Source organism: Pseudomonas sp. D8002, assembly GCF_013385695.1.
GTDB lineage: Bacteria > Pseudomonadota > Gammaproteobacteria > Pseudomonadales > Pseudomonadaceae > Aquipseudomonas.
The window spans coordinates 140,097-153,834 of sequence record NZ_JACAPM010000012.1; the positions used below are offsets into that span (position 1 = coordinate 140,097).

A 13,738-nucleotide genomic window follows, 5' to 3' on the forward strand; every position below is an offset into this window, starting at 1 on the left:
TAGCACTGGCCTTTGGCCGCAGCCTCCGTGGAAGAACCTAATGAAAAGCGCAGAAATCCGTGAAGCCTTCCTTCGCTTCTTCGAAGAGCAAGGTCACACCCGTGTCGCCTCCAGCTCCTTGATCCCAGGCAATGACCCAACCCTGCTGTTCACCAACGCGGGGATGAACCAGTTCAAGGACTGCTTCCTGGGCCAGGAAAAGCGCGCCTACACCCGCGCCACCAGCAGCCAGAAGTGCGTACGCGCCGGCGGCAAGAACAGCGACCTGGAAAACGTGGGCTACACCGCCCGCCACCACACATTCTTCGAGATGCTGGGTAACTTCAGCTTCGGCGACTATTTCAAGAAAGACGCGATCACCTTTGCCTGGACCTTCCTGACCGGCGTGCTGAAGCTGCCGAAGGAAAAACTCTGGGTGACCGTCTACGCCACCGATGACGAAGCCTACGACATCTGGACCCAGCAAATCGGGGTGCCAGTCGAGCGCATGATTCGCATCGGCGACAACAAGGGCGCGCCTTACGCGTCCGACAACTTCTGGACCATGGGCGATACCGGCCCGTGCGGCCCGTGCACCGAGATTTTCTACGATCACGGCGCCGACATCTGGGGCGGCCCACCGGGCTCGCCGGAAGAAGACGGCGACCGCTACATCGAAATCTGGAACAACGTGTTCATGCAGTTCAACCGCACCGCCGATGGCGTGTTGCATCCGTTGCCAGCGCCGTCGGTGGACACCGGCATGGGCCTGGAGCGGATCAGTGCGGTGATGCAGCACGTTCACTCCAACTACGAGATCGACCTGTTCACCAACCTGCTGAGCGCTTCGGCGGCGGCCATTGGCTGTGCCAACGACAACCAGTCGTCGCTCAAGGTGGTGTCGGATCACATCCGTTCCTGCGGCTTCCTGATCGCCGATGGCGTGCTGCCGTCGAACGAAGGCCGTGGCTATGTGCTGCGCCGCATCATCCGTCGCGCCTGCCGTCACGGTAACAAGCTGGGCGCCACCGGCAGCTTCTTCTACAAGATCGTTGCCGCGCTGGTGGCCGAGATGGGCGATGCCTTCCCGGAACTCAAGCAGCAGCAAGCCAACATCGAGCGCGTGCTCAAGGCTGAAGAAGAGCAGTTCTCCAAGACCCTGGAGCACGGCCTGAAGATCCTCGAGCAGGACCTGGTCGAGCTCAAGGGCACCGTGGTGCCGGGCGACGTCGTGTTCAAGCTGTACGACACCTACGGTTTCCCGATGGACCTGACCGCCGACATCGCCCGCGAACGCGAGCTGACCATCGACGAGGCCGGGTTTGAGCGTGAGATGGAAGCCCAGCGCGTCCGTGCCCGTTCCGCCAGCTCCTTTGGCCTGGACTACAACACCCTGGTAAAGGTTGATGTGGCGACTTCGTTCATTGGTTACGAAGCCACCGTTGGCTCGGCCAAGATCGTGGCTATCTATAAGGACGGCAAGTCAGTCGACGTGCTGAACGAAGGTGACGAGGGTGTTGTGGTCCTCGACCAGACCCCGTTCTACGCTGAATCCGGTGGCCAGGTTGGCGACTGTGGTTTCCTGAGCTCCACCTCCGGTCGTTTTGAAGTGCGCGACACCACCAAGACCGGCGGTGCGTTCCTGCATCACGGCGTGCTGGTGCTGGGCAACCTGACCGTCGGCGCCCCGGTGGACACTCAGGTAGATGCCGACGTACGGCATGCAACTGCCTTGAACCATTCTGCCACTCACTTGCTGCACGCTGCGTTGCGTCAGGTGCTGGGTGAGCATGTGCAACAGAAGGGTTCGTTGGTCGATAGCCAGCGCCTGCGTTTTGACTTCAGTCATTTCGAGGCGATCAAGCCTGAGCAGTTGAAGGCCCTGGAAGACATCGTCAACGCCGAGATTCGCAAGAACACCCCGGTGGAAACCGAAGAAACCGATATCGAGACCGCCAAGCAAAAAGGCGCCATGGCGCTGTTTGGCGAGAAGTACGGCGACGAAGTGCGCGTATTGAGCATGGGCGGCAGCTTCTCGGTGGAGCTGTGTGGTGGTATTCACGCCAGCCGTACCGGCGACATCGGCCTGCTGAAAATCATCAGCGAAGGCGGCGTGGCTTCCGGCGTACGTCGTATTGAAGCGATCACCGGTGCTGCGGCCCTGGCGTACCTCAATGCGGCAGAAGAACAACTCAAGGAAGCGGCCGGCCTGGTCAAGGGCAGCCGCGAAAACCTGATCGACAAGCTCTCCGGCGTACTGGAGCGCAACCGTCAGCTGGAGAAACAGCTGGAGCAGTTGCAGGCCAAGGCGGCCAGCGCGGCGGGCGACGATCTGTCGGCTTCTGCCCTGGACGTCAAGGGTGTGAAAGTGCTGGCCGTACGCCTGGACGGTCAGGACGGCAAGGCGCTGTTGGCCTTGGTCGATCAGTTGAAGAACAAGCTCGGCCGCGCAGTGATCCTGCTCGGCAGTGTCCATGAGGAAAAGGTCGTTCTGGTTGCCGGTGTAACCAAAGACCTGACTGGCCAACTCAAGGCCGGTGATTTGATGAAGCAAGCCGCCGCGGCAGTGGGCGGGAAGGGCGGTGGTCGTCCGGACATGGCGCAAGGCGGTGGTGTTGACGCCGGCGCCCTGGACGCGGCCCTGGCCCTGACCGTGCCGTTTGTCGAGGCAGGTATTTAAGACGCTGTTAATGAGCCCGTGGTCTAGTTGCGGGCTCAGTCAGTGCTGGTTGATTGAATAACAGGCGCCCCTTTACGGGCTGAGGCGGCTTAGAAATGGCTTTGATCGTACAGAAATTTGGAGGCACCTCGGTCGGCTCTGTCGAAAGAATCGAGCAGGTCGCCGACAAGGTTAAGAAATTCCGCGATGCCGGCGATGACCTGGTGGTGGTGCTGTCGGCCATGAGCGGCGAGACCAATCGCCTGATCGATCTGGCCAAGCAAATCAGTGGCGATCAGCAACCGGTTCCCCGTGAACTGGACGTGATCATTTCCACCGGTGAGCAGGTGACCATCGCATTGCTGGCCATGGCGCTGAACAAGCGTGGTGTGCCGGCGGTGTCCTACACTGGCAACCAGGTCCGCATTCTTACGGATAGCGCGCACACTAAAGCCCGCATCCTGCAGATTGATGACCAGAAGATTCGCGCTGACCTGAAAGCCGGTCGTGTGGTAGTTGTCGCCGGTTTCCAGGGCGTCGACGAGCACGGCAACATCACCACCCTCGGTCGTGGCGGTTCCGACACCACTGGCGTGGCCCTGGCGGCAGCCCTGAAGGCTGACGAATGCCAGATCTACACCGATGTGGATGGCGTCTACACCACCGACCCGCGGGTCGTGTCCGTGGCCCAGCGCCTGGACAAGATCACCTTCGAAGAGATGCTGGAAATGGCCAGCCTCGGTTCCAAGGTGTTGCAGATCCGTGCCGTTGAGTTTGCCGGCAAGTACAACGTTCCGCTGCGCGTACTGCACAGCTTCAAGGAGGGTCCGGGCACCCTCATTACTATTGATGAAGAGGAATCCATGGAACAGCCGATCATTTCCGGTATCGCTTTCAACCGTGATGAAGCCAAGCTGACTATCCGTGGCGTGCCAGACACCCCGGGCGTGGCTTTCAAGATCCTGGGCCCTATCAGTGGCGCGAACATCGAAGTCGACATGATCGTGCAGAACGTCTCGCACGATAACACCACCGATTTCACCTTCACCGTGCACCGCAACGAGTACGATGCGGCGGAGCGGATCCTGCAGAACACTGCGAAGGAAATCGGCGCCCGTGAAGTGGTCGGCGATACGAAGATTGCCAAGGTGTCGATCGTGGGTGTGGGCATGCGTTCCCATGCGGGTGTTGCCAGCCGCATGTTCGAAGCCCTGGCCAAGGAAAGCATCAACATCCAGATGATCTCCACATCGGAAATCAAGGTGTCGGTGGTGATCGAAGAGAAGTACCTGGAACTGGCTGTACGCGCACTGCATACCGCTTTTGAGCTGGACGCTCCGGCCCGACAGGGCGAGTGATGCGTTGCCAGGAAGGCGCGGTTATCCGCGCCTTTCATTTTTTTGTCGGGCGCGTGGTGAAGACCTGTTCTTTTACCTGCGCTCGACAATACTTAGGCGTGTAGGGCTATGGCCATTTGGTTGTAGGTCGAATGCCTTTTTTTTGCAGACTGTTGTTCCCGAAATGAAATGCGTGAGGAGAAAGGTATGCTGATTCTGACTCGTCGATGCGCAGAAAGCCTGATTATTGGTGATGGCGAAATCACCGTGACCGTGCTCGGCGTCAAAGGCAATCAAGTGCGTATCGGGGTTAACGCTCCGAAAGAGGTGGCTGTCCACCGCGAGGAAATCTACCTGCGGATCAAGAAAGAGAAGGACGAAGAACCAAGCCATTAATTTTTATCGTTTTTTATGTTTGCAAACGGGGATGAAGCTGGTTAATATACGCCCCGTGTTGCGGAGAGCTGGCCGAGTGGCCGAAGGCGCTCCCCTGCTAAGGGAGTACACCTCAAAAGGGTGTCGGGGGTTCGAATCCCCCGTTCTCCGCCATTATTTGCTTAGTACGTTGCAATCTGGTTTTTTCGCTAAGTTGTTGAAACTAAACGAAAAAATAGCTTTACATAGAGATTGAACGGCCTATAATGCGCGGCAACAAATGCACTCGTAGCTCAGCTGGATAGAGTACTCGGCTACGAACCGAGCGGTCACAGGTTCGAATCCTGTCGAGTGCACCATTTAAGAGTTAGTTGCAGCAATGCAGGTAACTTGGCTTCAACCAGTTGTGATCTGGTCTAAAAACACAATCTGCACTCGTAGCTCAGCTGGATAGAGTACTCGGCTACGAACCGAGCGGTCACAGGTTCGAATCCTGTCGAGTGCACCAAACAACAAAAAGCCCGCCTAGTGCGGGCTTTTTGCCGTCTGGGGTTTTTATTTCCCGGGGCGCCTTTTTCTCCCGCCCATGTGTTTTCCTTTCAAGCTGCGTCGTCGCAGTTCATATGTGTGGCCAATGCTCAGCTTTGTGTCGCAAGCGCTTGTTCTTTCCAGTTTTTTGACGTTAAACGCGGCCGCCCGGTGTATCATTGCGCCCGTCAGCCCCGCCGGGGCTTGTGGAACACCTCCATGGACTTACCCAGTAGTTACTCAGTACCCCGTTTTACCAATCATGAATTGACTGATTGATCCTTCCGGCGTGCCCCGCTGCTGGGAGTGGAGTTCGCCTATGACCGAAGTTGAAGTAAAGAAAACACAAGAAAGCCTGCAGGATCGCCTGGCTCAAGTCGTCGAGCTGCTGCAGCGCCAGCGCGTGGTCGAAGACCTGACGCATCGCCAGGAAGGCGCGAACAACGACCGGGTCGAGAACCTGGTCCACCGGCAAAACCTTGTCGAGCTGCAACGCAAGCTCGATGACCTGCACTCCGCCGACGTTGCCTACATCCTCGAAGCCTTGCCGCTGAATGACCGCCTGACCCTTTGGCAGTTGGTCAAGGCTGACCGCGACGGCGACATCCTCCTCGAAGTATCCGACTCGGTCCGTGAAACCCTGATCGCCGACATGGACGATCACGAGCTCCTGGCGGCCGCCAAGGACATGGATGCCGACGAACTCGCTGACTTGGCTTCCGAGCTGCCGCGTGACGTCGTCCATGAGCTGATGGAAACCCTCGATGGCCAGCAGCGCGAGCGTGTGCGCTCGGCGTTGTCCTACGACGAGGAGCAGGTCGGTGCGTTGATGGACTTCGAGATGGTCACCATCCGTGAAGACGTCAGCCTGGAAGTGGTTCTGCGCTACCTGCGCCGGTTGAAAGAGCTGCCAGGCCACACCGACAAGCTGTTCGTGGTCGACTACGAAGGGATCCTCAAGGGCGTACTGCCGATCAAGCGCCTGCTGGTCAATGATCCGGACAAGAAAGTCGCGGACGTCATGGCCAGTGACCCGGTGAGTTTCCATCCGGACGAAGACGCTTACGACGCGGCCCAGGCGTTTGAGCGTTATGACTTGATCTCGGCCCCGGTGGTCGACAAGAACGGCAAGCTGATCGGCCGTCTGACCATCGATGAAATGGTCGACCTGATTCGTGAGGAGAGCGAAAGCGAAGTCCTCAACATGGCCGGTCTGCGGGAAGAAGAGGATATTTTTGCGTCGGTCTGGAAGTCCCTGCGTAACCGCTGGGCCTGGCTGGCGGTGAATTTGATTACCGCGTTTATTGCTTCACGGGTGATCGGCCTGTTTGAAGGCTCCATCGAGAAGCTCGTGGCCCTGGCTGCACTGATGCCGATTGTGGCGGGTATTGGCGGTAACTCGGGTAACCAGACCATCACCATGATCGTCCGCGCCATGGCGCTGGATCAGGTGGGGACCGGGCATGGCAAGCGTTTGATGCGCAAGGAGCTTGCGGTCGCGCTGATCAACGGCCTGGTGTGGGGCGGTGTCATCGGTATCGTGGCGTACCTGCTGTATGGCAGCTGGTCGCTCGGCGTGGTCATGACGGCGGCCATGACGCTTAACCTGCTGCTGGCAGCGTTGATGGGTGTTCTGATTCCAATGACCCTGGTGCGCCTTGGACGAGACCCGGCGATGGGCGCCAGTGTGATGATCACGGCCATGACCGACAGTGGTGGCTTCTTCATCTTCCTGGGCCTGGCAACCATCTTCCTGCTTTGATCCCTTCCATGGATCGGGGGCATTTGCCCCTTGATCCTTTCCTGACCAAATCCCGGGCAAAAAAAAGCCAGCGCATGGCTGGCTTTCAGCTTTCAGTTGCCAATCAGTTGGCTTCTGCAGCTGCCTCAACGTCGTGGGCGATCAGCGAGACGAGAGCATTTTGCTGGCGGTGGGAGAGCTGACGAAAACGCTGCAGCAGTTCGCGTTCGTGCAGTGACAGCTCGGGGCTGTCCAGGCGCATGCTCAGCTCGTCGCCCAGCGCACCTTCCTGAATCAGGCTTTGTTCCAGGCGTGCGATGATTTCGGAGTTCATGCTGCGGTGATGATTGCGAGCCACCTCGGCAATGCGTTCCCGCATTCCGTCTGGCAGACGTACGACGAACTTGTCAGCCGTACGGCTGGAATAAATTGCCTGTTTCAATGGGCGCATATATTTAACCGGTTAGTTCAGGGGAGCGGTTTTTGGAATTGGCCGCAAGATGCATGTTAGGACAAGGTTTGCTGCCAAATGTTCAACCTGAATTGCAAAGAGGCCGCATCATGCCTCAGATTTGCCAGTTCCTTGGCGTCAATTCTGTGACAAATATTGAACCGGCTACCGGCTTTATGCCAGTACTCATTTCAAAATTTGCGGACTGGTTGGAAAACTTTCCGCGGACGCACCCAAATGAGTGTTGAGCCCGCAGACCCTGGGCGCAAAAGGCTTTTCGGGCGCACATCCTATAGCAATATGGCCTTTTGCCCTTAACTTTAAGATTAGTGGCAAATTGCCAATTTACGAATGCGGAGCGACATATGGTCGGCTGTCCGGACGGACAAGCCGAGGCATGGCAGCGATTTTAGCGAGGGCGACGAGCGGGGGGATTCAGCGCAGTACGGGATCGAATTTGATGCGGCGACCAATGAAGACTGCCAAGACCCACAGGCTGCCAAACACGCCGGCGGCGACGAAGGAGACTGTCTGTACGTCTTGCGACAATACGTTCAGGCCGAGGCCGGCGGCGGCCAGTGCCAGGGTCAGAAACAGCCAGGCGGACTTGTTCATGGAATGCTCCGGTAAGCGGTTCAGAAAACCCAGTGTTCAGTGGCAGGAGCAGCTTGAGTGCCCTGGGTCAGTTGCAGTGGGGATTGCATGTTCGGCTTCATGACAGCCAGTTGCGGGCGCTGTTGCAGGTGATGGGGAATCGCCTGGCTGACCTGCGCGGCGTCGTCGGAAGTGGTGGACTGAAAATGGAACATCACCAGCGCAGCCAGTGCAACGGTATTGAGGGCTAGTAGAAGTGCGCTGTTCATGTGCATGTTCTCCGCAGATGGCTGGGCCGGACTGTATTTGTAGGATAAAGGATTGCAGGTGTCGTGCCAGTCTTTAATTGACAATAAATCCTTTAAAATCAAACATTTATATAGTGTCCAGATTGCCATGCTGTTGCAATTTGCAATGATGGCATTTTGGGGGAGTGCATTTTGCACGATAGTCCGAACCGTCCGTAATCGTTGAGCGGAATACCACCGGCTGTCACTGGCATGGGCCTACACTCAAAAAGCCAACGGACGACATGACAAAATTCACCTGCGCCGTTAACATGCACGCCGTCCGTCGCCGTGCCCATCGCCGGTTGGCTGTCATTAGTCCCAGTAGCTCAATTGGATAGAGCATCCCCCTCCTAAGGGGAAGGTTGGCCGTTCGAACCGGCCCTGGGACACCACTTCACCGTTGCTGCCCATGCGGCCTCGACGTCCGCAAGCCCCGATCAGATTTATCTGGCGGGGCTTTTTTGTGGCCGGGCGTTTGAGTGCGGCAGTCTTTTCAAACACCAACCGAACCTTGCCCGCGTTTGAGGTTCACACGGGAGGCAAGAGCGGGGCGGCGCAAGTATTCGTCTGCATCCTGTACCTCGCGGGTGACTGGCGAGCGTCTGACACGTAGCCAATTGGCATGAGCAAAATATTCCCCGGCAACCGCATGTTTTGGCTGTCCGGACCCGACGACCCGGGACTATCATTCCGGTAGTCCTGACACCCACAGCAAGGAGCCGCTCGGAACGCCGATGCGCCAGATCTGGAAACCTTTTCGAGCCCTTTATTTTGCTTCCCTGATGATGCTGATCGGCTCTGGCCTGCTCAGTACTTACCTGGCCTTGCGCCTGGCGGCAGATCACGTCGACAGCCTGTGGGTCGGTGCGTTGATGGCCGCCAACTATTTTGGCCTGGTGTTGGGGGGCAAGATCGGTCACCGCCTGATTGGCCGCGTCGGGCATATCCGGGCCTACGCCACCTGTGCCGGGATCGTCGGCGCGGCGGTGTTGGGCCACGGGCTGATCAACTGGCTGCCAGCCTGGATTGTGCTGCGGATGATTGTCGGCCTGGGCATGATGTGCCAGTACATGGTCATCGAGAGCTGGCTTAACGAACAGGCTGAAGCCAAGCAACGCGGTGCGGTGTTCAGCGGCTATATGATCGCCTCGTACCTGGGCCTGGTGCTGGGGCAGTTGATCCTTGTGATGCACCCGCAGTTGGGGCTTGAGTTGCTGATGCTGGTCGCGCTGTGTTTTGCGCTGTGCCTGGTGCCGGTGGCCATGACTCGCCGCATTCACCCGGCGCCGCTGCATCCGGCGCCGATGGAGCCGCGCTTCTTTATCAAGCGGGTGCCGCAGTCCCTCAGTACGGTGTTGGGGGCCGGGCTGATCGTCGGTTCGTTCTACGGTTTGGCGCCGCTGTACGCGTCTCAGCAAGGGCTGACCACCGAGCAGGTCGGCCTGTTCATGGGTAGCTGCATTTTCGCCGGGCTGCTGGTGCAGTGGCCATTGGGCTGGCTGTCCGATCGATATGACCGCGCGCTGTTGATTCGCTGTTTCGCCTTGTGCCTGGCGGTGGCCGCGTTGCCGTTGGCGATCATGACCCAGGTACCACTGGAAGTGCTGTTCGTCGCGGGCTTTCTCTGTTCCCTGGTGCAGTTCTGCCTGTACCCGCTGGCTGTGGCGTTTTCCAACGACCACGTCGAGGGTGATCGCCGGGTGTCGCTCACTGCGATGTTGCTGGTGACCTACGGCATCGGCGCCAGTGTCGGCCCGCTGTTGGCCGGTGTGGTGATGAAGCTGTTCGGCAGCCATATGCTGTATGCGTTTTTCAGCGTGTGCGCATTGATCCTGGTGTGGCGCATCCGGCCCAAGGCGGTCACCAACCTGCATCAGGTGGACGACGCACCGCTGCATCACGTGGCGATGCCCGACAGCATGTCCAGCTCGCCCCTGGTAGCATGCCTCGATCCGCGAGTGGACGAACAGGTGGTGCAGGACCAGATGCAGACCGCCGTTGTGGATCCCGAGCCAGTAGTCGATCCCGAACTGGATCAGCCGGAGCCTGTCACCGAGCCACCAGAGCATCCGGACCCGGATGATCACCCCCACGACTTGAGCAGGGCGCGCCCCTGAAAGCAAAAACGGGCAGCCCCCTTGAGGGACTGCCCGTTTTTTTGTCGCGACCTTTATTGTTTAAAGGTCGTCGTCCTTGTCAAACCGGCGCGCTTCACGCTGCAGTTGATACACAAACCGCTCGACCTGACGCTGCACCAGCCCGCTCATGTTATGAAAACGTAGGCCGGCGAAGGTGGTGTTGATCCTTTCTTCGAAGTGCAGGTAACGCAGTTCTACCGAGGTGGTCATGCTGCCAAAGGGTAGCGCGGCGATAAATCGGTCGTAGACCTGGCCCAGTTGCAGGCGCTCGGAAATATCCCCTTCGAAGCGCAATTTGCAGCCGGTGGCGGAAATATCCAGCAACTTGCCGCTGATGGGGGCCTTGAGTTTGTCGCCGCCCAGTTCGACGCTCACCAGTTGCGCCAGCTTCAGCGCCGCGCGGAAGGCGTTGCGACGCTGATGGTAAATCACCTCGCCAGGCATGCTGCCGCGGTAAATACGGTGGCCGCCGGCTTCATCGAGGGTCAGGGTGCCGTTGCTTTCCCAGGCTATCCGCACCCCCTCGTGAAAACCTTCGATCCGGAAAGCTTCGCCATTCTCGAGGTAGCGTTCGCCGTCGCGCGGGACCATTTCGTCCAGGGCCAGTGTCTTGCTGTCCCGGTCGATTTCCACCAGGTAGCTTTGAAACCGCTGGTTGCGTTCATGGAAGGTGATGATCAGCGGATCATGGCTTTCTTGCAGCATCCGCAAGGTGCCAGCGATTTCCAGCGGCGTGGTGAGTACCTTGGGTGGCTGCGGAGCATCTTCCGCGTTAAGGGCGTTGAACACGGTTCTTCCATCTCCAGACAAAATACGACTACACGCAAGTGCTGTCATTTTGCCAGTATGTGGCGCGACTTGGATAGGGCGCGCTCAAACTGGTTTCAGGCTTGGCTGCGGGTGCTTGGCTTGGCCAGGCGTGAGGTGGAGCCTTGAGCGTTGTAGAGAGCCGGAGGCTCGCCGCCGTGGAGAATACGCAACTGATTGGCGGTCGTGGCTTGCTGAAGCTGGATGGCCTGGCCGTTGAGGAGGTTGGTTTCCTGGCACAGGGTCAGCAACTGGTTGAGTTCTTTGCTCTGGGCCAGCAACTGGTCGCCCACCGTGGAGTGGCTGGCGAGTTGTTCCAGGCCCTTGTGGTCGGCCGTGAGGCCCAGGCTGATCAGAATCTGGCTGCGCTTCTTGCCGTGCTGTTCCAGCAGGACGATCAGCGATTGCTTGCGCGCCAGGATTTCTTCCAGCATGCGCATGTCCCGGCCGTACAGGGCCAGTGATTCTTCTCGAAGGAGCTCCAGCAGCTGCTGTGCGGGAGGCAGGTCTTCAATGATCAGTTGTAGCAAGTTTTCGTCGTGCATGGCTGGCCTTGGGGTTTAAGCGTCCAAAAGCCTGGCGCAGGCCTTTGCCTAGCGCTCGGCTTCGAAGTTAAGCAGTTTGCTGGCTACACGGTTGCTGTCGACCTTATAGCTGCCATCGGCAATCGCCTGTTTCAATTCGGCCACACGGGCTTTATTGACAACTGGCTGATCGCTCAGCGAGTCAGTGACCTTCTGCAACTGTTGAGCCTCATTGCTCAGGTGTACCGATTCCCCGCTTTGGCTCGCACCGGCCTGTTCTGTCTTGGCAGGCAGAGGCTGGGACTTGGCTTCAACGCTGTCTTTGGCACCGTTGGTGCGCGAAGAACCGGGCGTTGGCAGGGCGTTATTCAAACGACTGAAATCGATGACCATGTTAAAAAAACCTCTGGGTATTTGGACGCTTGCCATGTTTTCGGCCATACCCGGACAAACTTTAGGCTCGATTGACAATAAACCTATGCGCGATGCCGCTTTGCGCACAGTGTAGGAAAAGCTGGCGTCCGATGCCAGTGATCTATAAAGCCACCTCAACCTGCCCCGGCGCAGTCACCCGGGCCTTGATCACGCGGTTGGAATTCAGGTTCTTGACGCGAATCTGTTCACTCATGCCGCCGTTGGACAGGGCTTCCCCCGGCATTTTTACATTCAGGCCACCGCTGCTGGCGGAAATCACCACCTGGTCACCTTTGCGCACGACTTCGGCCTGCTCGAGATGGACCAGGGTAATCACCTGGTCAGCAACCATTGGTCGGGTAAGTTTCTGCCCGAGTGCCTGGTCAAGGGACGTGAGGTAGCTCTGGGTGATCATGCTGATGTCGCGCTCGCGCATCGCGACGTCATCATAACCAATGATTCCGGTACGTTTCAGCGGGCGCGTCACCACCACCACTTCGCGAAACAGTTTGACCTGGGCGGGCACGAACACCGTCCAGGGCGAGGCGCCTTCGCAGCGCACTTTCACGGTCACGCGCCCGATGGGCTGGGCGGGGCTTTCCAGGGAAGCTGTCAATTCTCTGTCGCACATGGGCATGCGCAGGCGCGGATCCAGCTGGTTGACCTGGATTTCGTAGCGGCCCGGTGTCTGCGTCGTGGCCAGATAATCTTCTACAGTGAACTCAAGAAAGCCTTGAGTGACGCCGATAAGCAGATCAGGCAAGGTGACGTTATCGGCGCGGGCCGGCTGGCCCGTAGCCAAGGCAAGCAACGCCATCGAGACGCAGAGCAATCTGCGGTACTGTGGGGATCGGAGGCGTCGGGAAACTGTCGTTTTGATGTCCATGGCCAATAAAAAAGCAAAGCTCGTGCCGTTTAGTGTTGGGTACGCGTCGTACCCCTAAGTTTTAGCGTAGGAGTCTGGGCATGGCCGGTGTAATGGATTCAGTGAACCAGCGCACACAGCTGGTGGGGCAGAATCGCCTGGAGTTGCTGTTGTTCCGTCTGGACGGCAAGCAGCTGTACGGGATTAATGTCTTCAAGGTTCGCGAAGTGCTGCAGTGTCCCAAGCTGACAATAATGCCCAAGTCCAGCCCGGTGGTTTGCGGTGTGGCCAACATTCGTGGCGCGACCATCCCGATTCTTGACCTGGCAATGGCCACCGGTTCGGCGGGGTTGCAGGACCGCGAGAGCCCGTTCGTGATCATTACCGAGTACAACACCAAGACCCAGGGTTTCCTGGTGCGCTCGGTGGAGCGCATCGTCAACATGAACTGGGAAGAGATCCATCCGCCGCCCAAGGGCACCGGTCGCGATCACTACCTCACGGCGGTGACGCGGGTCGACAACCAGTTGGTGGAAATCATCGACGTGGAGAAAATCCTCGCCGAAGTGGCCCCGACCTCCGAGGCGATATCGGTGGGCGTGGTAGACGCCGAAACCGCGCACAAGGCGATCTCGCTTCGGGTGCTGACGGTGGACGACTCTTCGGTCGCGCGCAAGCAGGTGTCCCGTTGCCTGCAGACCGTTGGGGTCGAAGTGGTCGCGCTCAATGACGGTCGCCAGGCCCTGGATTACCTGCGCAAGCTGGTGGATGAGGGCAAGAAGCCGGAAGAAGAATTCCTGATGATGATCTCCGACATCGAGATGCCGGAAATGGACGGCTACACCCTCACGGCCGAGATACGCAACGACCCACGCATGCAAAAACTACATATCATCCTGCATACTTCGTTGTCGGGTGTATTCAATCAGGCGATGGTCAAGAAGGTCGGTGCCGATGACTTCCTGGCCAAATTCCGCCCTGATGACCTGGCATCCCGGGTAGTCGACCGGATCAAGGCAGCAGATCACGGCTAGGG

13 protein-coding genes and 4 tRNA genes are annotated in these 13,738 nt (G+C 58.4%); 10 read left to right on the plus strand and 7 right to left on the minus strand.

Going from position 1 to position 13,738, the window contains the following annotated elements; translation table 11 throughout:
- Positions 1 to 40: 40 nt before the first annotated feature.
- From alaS to mgtE, 7 genes are all read left to right on the plus strand, one after another.
- Positions 41 to 2,659 carry an alanine--tRNA ligase gene (gene alaS, locus HX807_RS07040; RefSeq protein WP_177049597.1) on the plus strand — a complete coding sequence of 873 codons (2,619 nt, stop codon included), beginning with the start codon at positions 41 to 43 and terminating at the stop codon, positions 2,657 to 2,659.
- Positions 2,660 to 2,754: 95 nt separating this feature from the next.
- Positions 2,755 to 3,996: an aspartate kinase gene (locus tag HX807_RS07045; RefSeq protein ID WP_003214308.1), complete on the plus strand. Its 1,242-nt coding sequence runs from the start codon at positions 2,755 to 2,757 to the stop codon at positions 3,994 to 3,996.
- Between the two features lie 186 nt (positions 3,997 to 4,182).
- Complete coding sequence (gene csrA, locus HX807_RS07050) at positions 4,183 to 4,371, plus strand: carbon storage regulator CsrA (RefSeq protein WP_002554426.1); 189 nt, start codon at positions 4,183 to 4,185, stop codon at positions 4,369 to 4,371.
- A gap of 62 nt (positions 4,372 to 4,433) precedes the next feature.
- Positions 4,434 to 4,524: transfer RNA gene (locus HX807_RS07055), tRNA-Ser, on the plus strand.
- A 108-nt stretch (positions 4,525 to 4,632) separates the two neighbouring features.
- A tRNA-Arg gene (locus HX807_RS07060) sits at positions 4,633 to 4,709 on the plus strand.
- Between the two features lie 72 nt (positions 4,710 to 4,781).
- Positions 4,782 to 4,858 (plus strand) — tRNA-Arg (locus HX807_RS07065).
- Between the two features lie 339 nt (positions 4,859 to 5,197).
- A complete protein-coding gene (mgtE, locus tag HX807_RS07070) occupies positions 5,198 to 6,640 on the plus strand; it encodes a magnesium transporter (protein WP_003214265.1) in 1,443 nt (480 codons plus the stop codon).
- Between the two features lie 103 nt (positions 6,641 to 6,743).
- Here the strand turns inward: mgtE and HX807_RS07075 are convergent, their stop codons facing one another.
- The 3 genes from HX807_RS07075 to HX807_RS07085 all read right to left on the minus strand — a co-directional run bounded on the left by HX807_RS07075 (position 6,744) and on the right by HX807_RS07085 (position 7,933).
- A complete protein-coding gene (locus HX807_RS07075) occupies positions 6,744 to 7,070 on the minus strand; it encodes an Arc family DNA-binding protein (protein ID WP_003175643.1) in 327 nt (108 codons plus the stop codon).
- Positions 7,071 to 7,505: 435 nt separating this feature from the next.
- Entirely contained in the window at positions 7,506 to 7,685 is a 180-nt protein-coding gene (locus HX807_RS07080; protein ID WP_003214263.1) for a PA3371 family protein, read from the minus strand.
- A gap of 20 nt (positions 7,686 to 7,705) precedes the next feature.
- A complete protein-coding gene (locus tag HX807_RS07085; RefSeq protein WP_003214261.1) occupies positions 7,706 to 7,933 on the minus strand; it encodes a hypothetical protein in 228 nt (75 codons plus the stop codon).
- Positions 7,934 to 8,269: 336 nt separating this feature from the next.
- On the opposite strand from HX807_RS07085, the gene HX807_RS07090 reads away from it, so the two are divergent.
- Both HX807_RS07090 and HX807_RS07095 read left to right on the plus strand, forming a co-directional pair.
- Positions 8,270 to 8,346, plus strand: a tRNA-Arg gene (locus HX807_RS07090).
- A 342-nt stretch (positions 8,347 to 8,688) separates the two neighbouring features.
- Positions 8,689 to 10,071 carry an MFS transporter gene (locus HX807_RS07095; protein WP_102369716.1) on the plus strand — a complete coding sequence of 461 codons (1,383 nt, stop codon included), beginning with the start codon at positions 8,689 to 8,691 and terminating at the stop codon, positions 10,069 to 10,071.
- 60 nt (positions 10,072 to 10,131) lie between these two features.
- On the opposite strand, the gene HX807_RS07100 is transcribed toward HX807_RS07095, so the two are convergent.
- From HX807_RS07100 to flgA, 4 genes are all read right to left on the minus strand, one after another.
- Entirely contained in the window at positions 10,132 to 10,881 is a 750-nt protein-coding gene (locus HX807_RS07100; RefSeq protein WP_177049599.1) for a flagellar brake protein, read from the minus strand.
- Positions 10,882 to 10,976: 95 nt separating this feature from the next.
- Positions 10,977 to 11,444 carry a flagellar protein FlgN gene (gene flgN, locus HX807_RS07105; RefSeq protein WP_003214256.1) on the minus strand — a complete coding sequence of 156 codons (468 nt, stop codon included), beginning with the start codon at positions 11,442 to 11,444 and terminating at the stop codon, positions 10,977 to 10,979.
- A 48-nt stretch (positions 11,445 to 11,492) separates the two neighbouring features.
- On the minus strand, positions 11,493 to 11,816 hold the full coding sequence (flgM, locus tag HX807_RS07110) for a flagellar biosynthesis anti-sigma factor FlgM (RefSeq protein WP_003214254.1): 324 nt from the start codon (positions 11,814 to 11,816) through the stop codon (positions 11,493 to 11,495).
- A 142-nt stretch (positions 11,817 to 11,958) separates the two neighbouring features.
- Complete coding sequence (gene flgA, locus HX807_RS07115; protein ID WP_032899382.1) at positions 11,959 to 12,723, minus strand: flagellar basal body P-ring formation chaperone FlgA; 765 nt, start codon at positions 12,721 to 12,723, stop codon at positions 11,959 to 11,961.
- A gap of 80 nt (positions 12,724 to 12,803) precedes the next feature.
- Here flgA and HX807_RS07120 point away from each other — a divergent pair, with 80 nt between their 5' ends.
- A complete protein-coding gene (locus tag HX807_RS07120) occupies positions 12,804 to 13,736 on the plus strand; it encodes a chemotaxis protein CheV (RefSeq protein WP_003214250.1) in 933 nt (310 codons plus the stop codon).
- The last annotated feature ends 2 nt before the right edge of the window (positions 13,737 to 13,738 follow it).

Bases quoted from the DNA above. Each gene is read 5' to 3' on its own strand.
- alaS (WP_177049597.1), top strand. From the start codon at position 41: ATGAAAAGCGCAGAAATCCGTGAAGCCTTCCTTCGCTTCTTCGAAGAG.
- HX807_RS07045 (WP_003214308.1), top strand. From the start codon at position 2,755: ATGGCTTTGATCGTACAGAAATTTGGAGGCACCTCGGTCGGCTCTGTC.
- csrA (WP_002554426.1), top strand. From the start codon at position 4,183: ATGCTGATTCTGACTCGTCGATGCGCAGAAAGCCTGATTATTGGTGAT.
- mgtE (WP_003214265.1), top strand. From the start codon at position 5,198: ATGACCGAAGTTGAAGTAAAGAAAACACAAGAAAGCCTGCAGGATCGC.
- HX807_RS07075 (WP_003175643.1), bottom strand. From the start codon at position 7,070: ATGCGCCCATTGAAACAGGCAATTTATTCCAGCCGTACGGCTGACAAG.
- HX807_RS07080 (WP_003214263.1), bottom strand. From the start codon at position 7,685: ATGAACAAGTCCGCCTGGCTGTTTCTGACCCTGGCACTGGCCGCCGCC.
- HX807_RS07085 (WP_003214261.1), bottom strand. From the start codon at position 7,933: ATGAACAGCGCACTTCTACTAGCCCTCAATACCGTTGCACTGGCTGCG.
- HX807_RS07095 (WP_102369716.1), top strand. From the start codon at position 8,689: ATGCGCCAGATCTGGAAACCTTTTCGAGCCCTTTATTTTGCTTCCCTG.
- flgN (WP_003214256.1), bottom strand. From the start codon at position 11,444: ATGCACGACGAAAACTTGCTACAACTGATCATTGAAGACCTGCCTCCC.
- flgM (WP_003214254.1), bottom strand. From the start codon at position 11,816: ATGGTCATCGATTTCAGTCGTTTGAATAACGCCCTGCCAACGCCCGGT.
- flgA (WP_032899382.1), bottom strand. From the start codon at position 12,723: ATGGACATCAAAACGACAGTTTCCCGACGCCTCCGATCCCCACAGTAC.
- HX807_RS07120 (WP_003214250.1), top strand. From the start codon at position 12,804: ATGGCCGGTGTAATGGATTCAGTGAACCAGCGCACACAGCTGGTGGGG.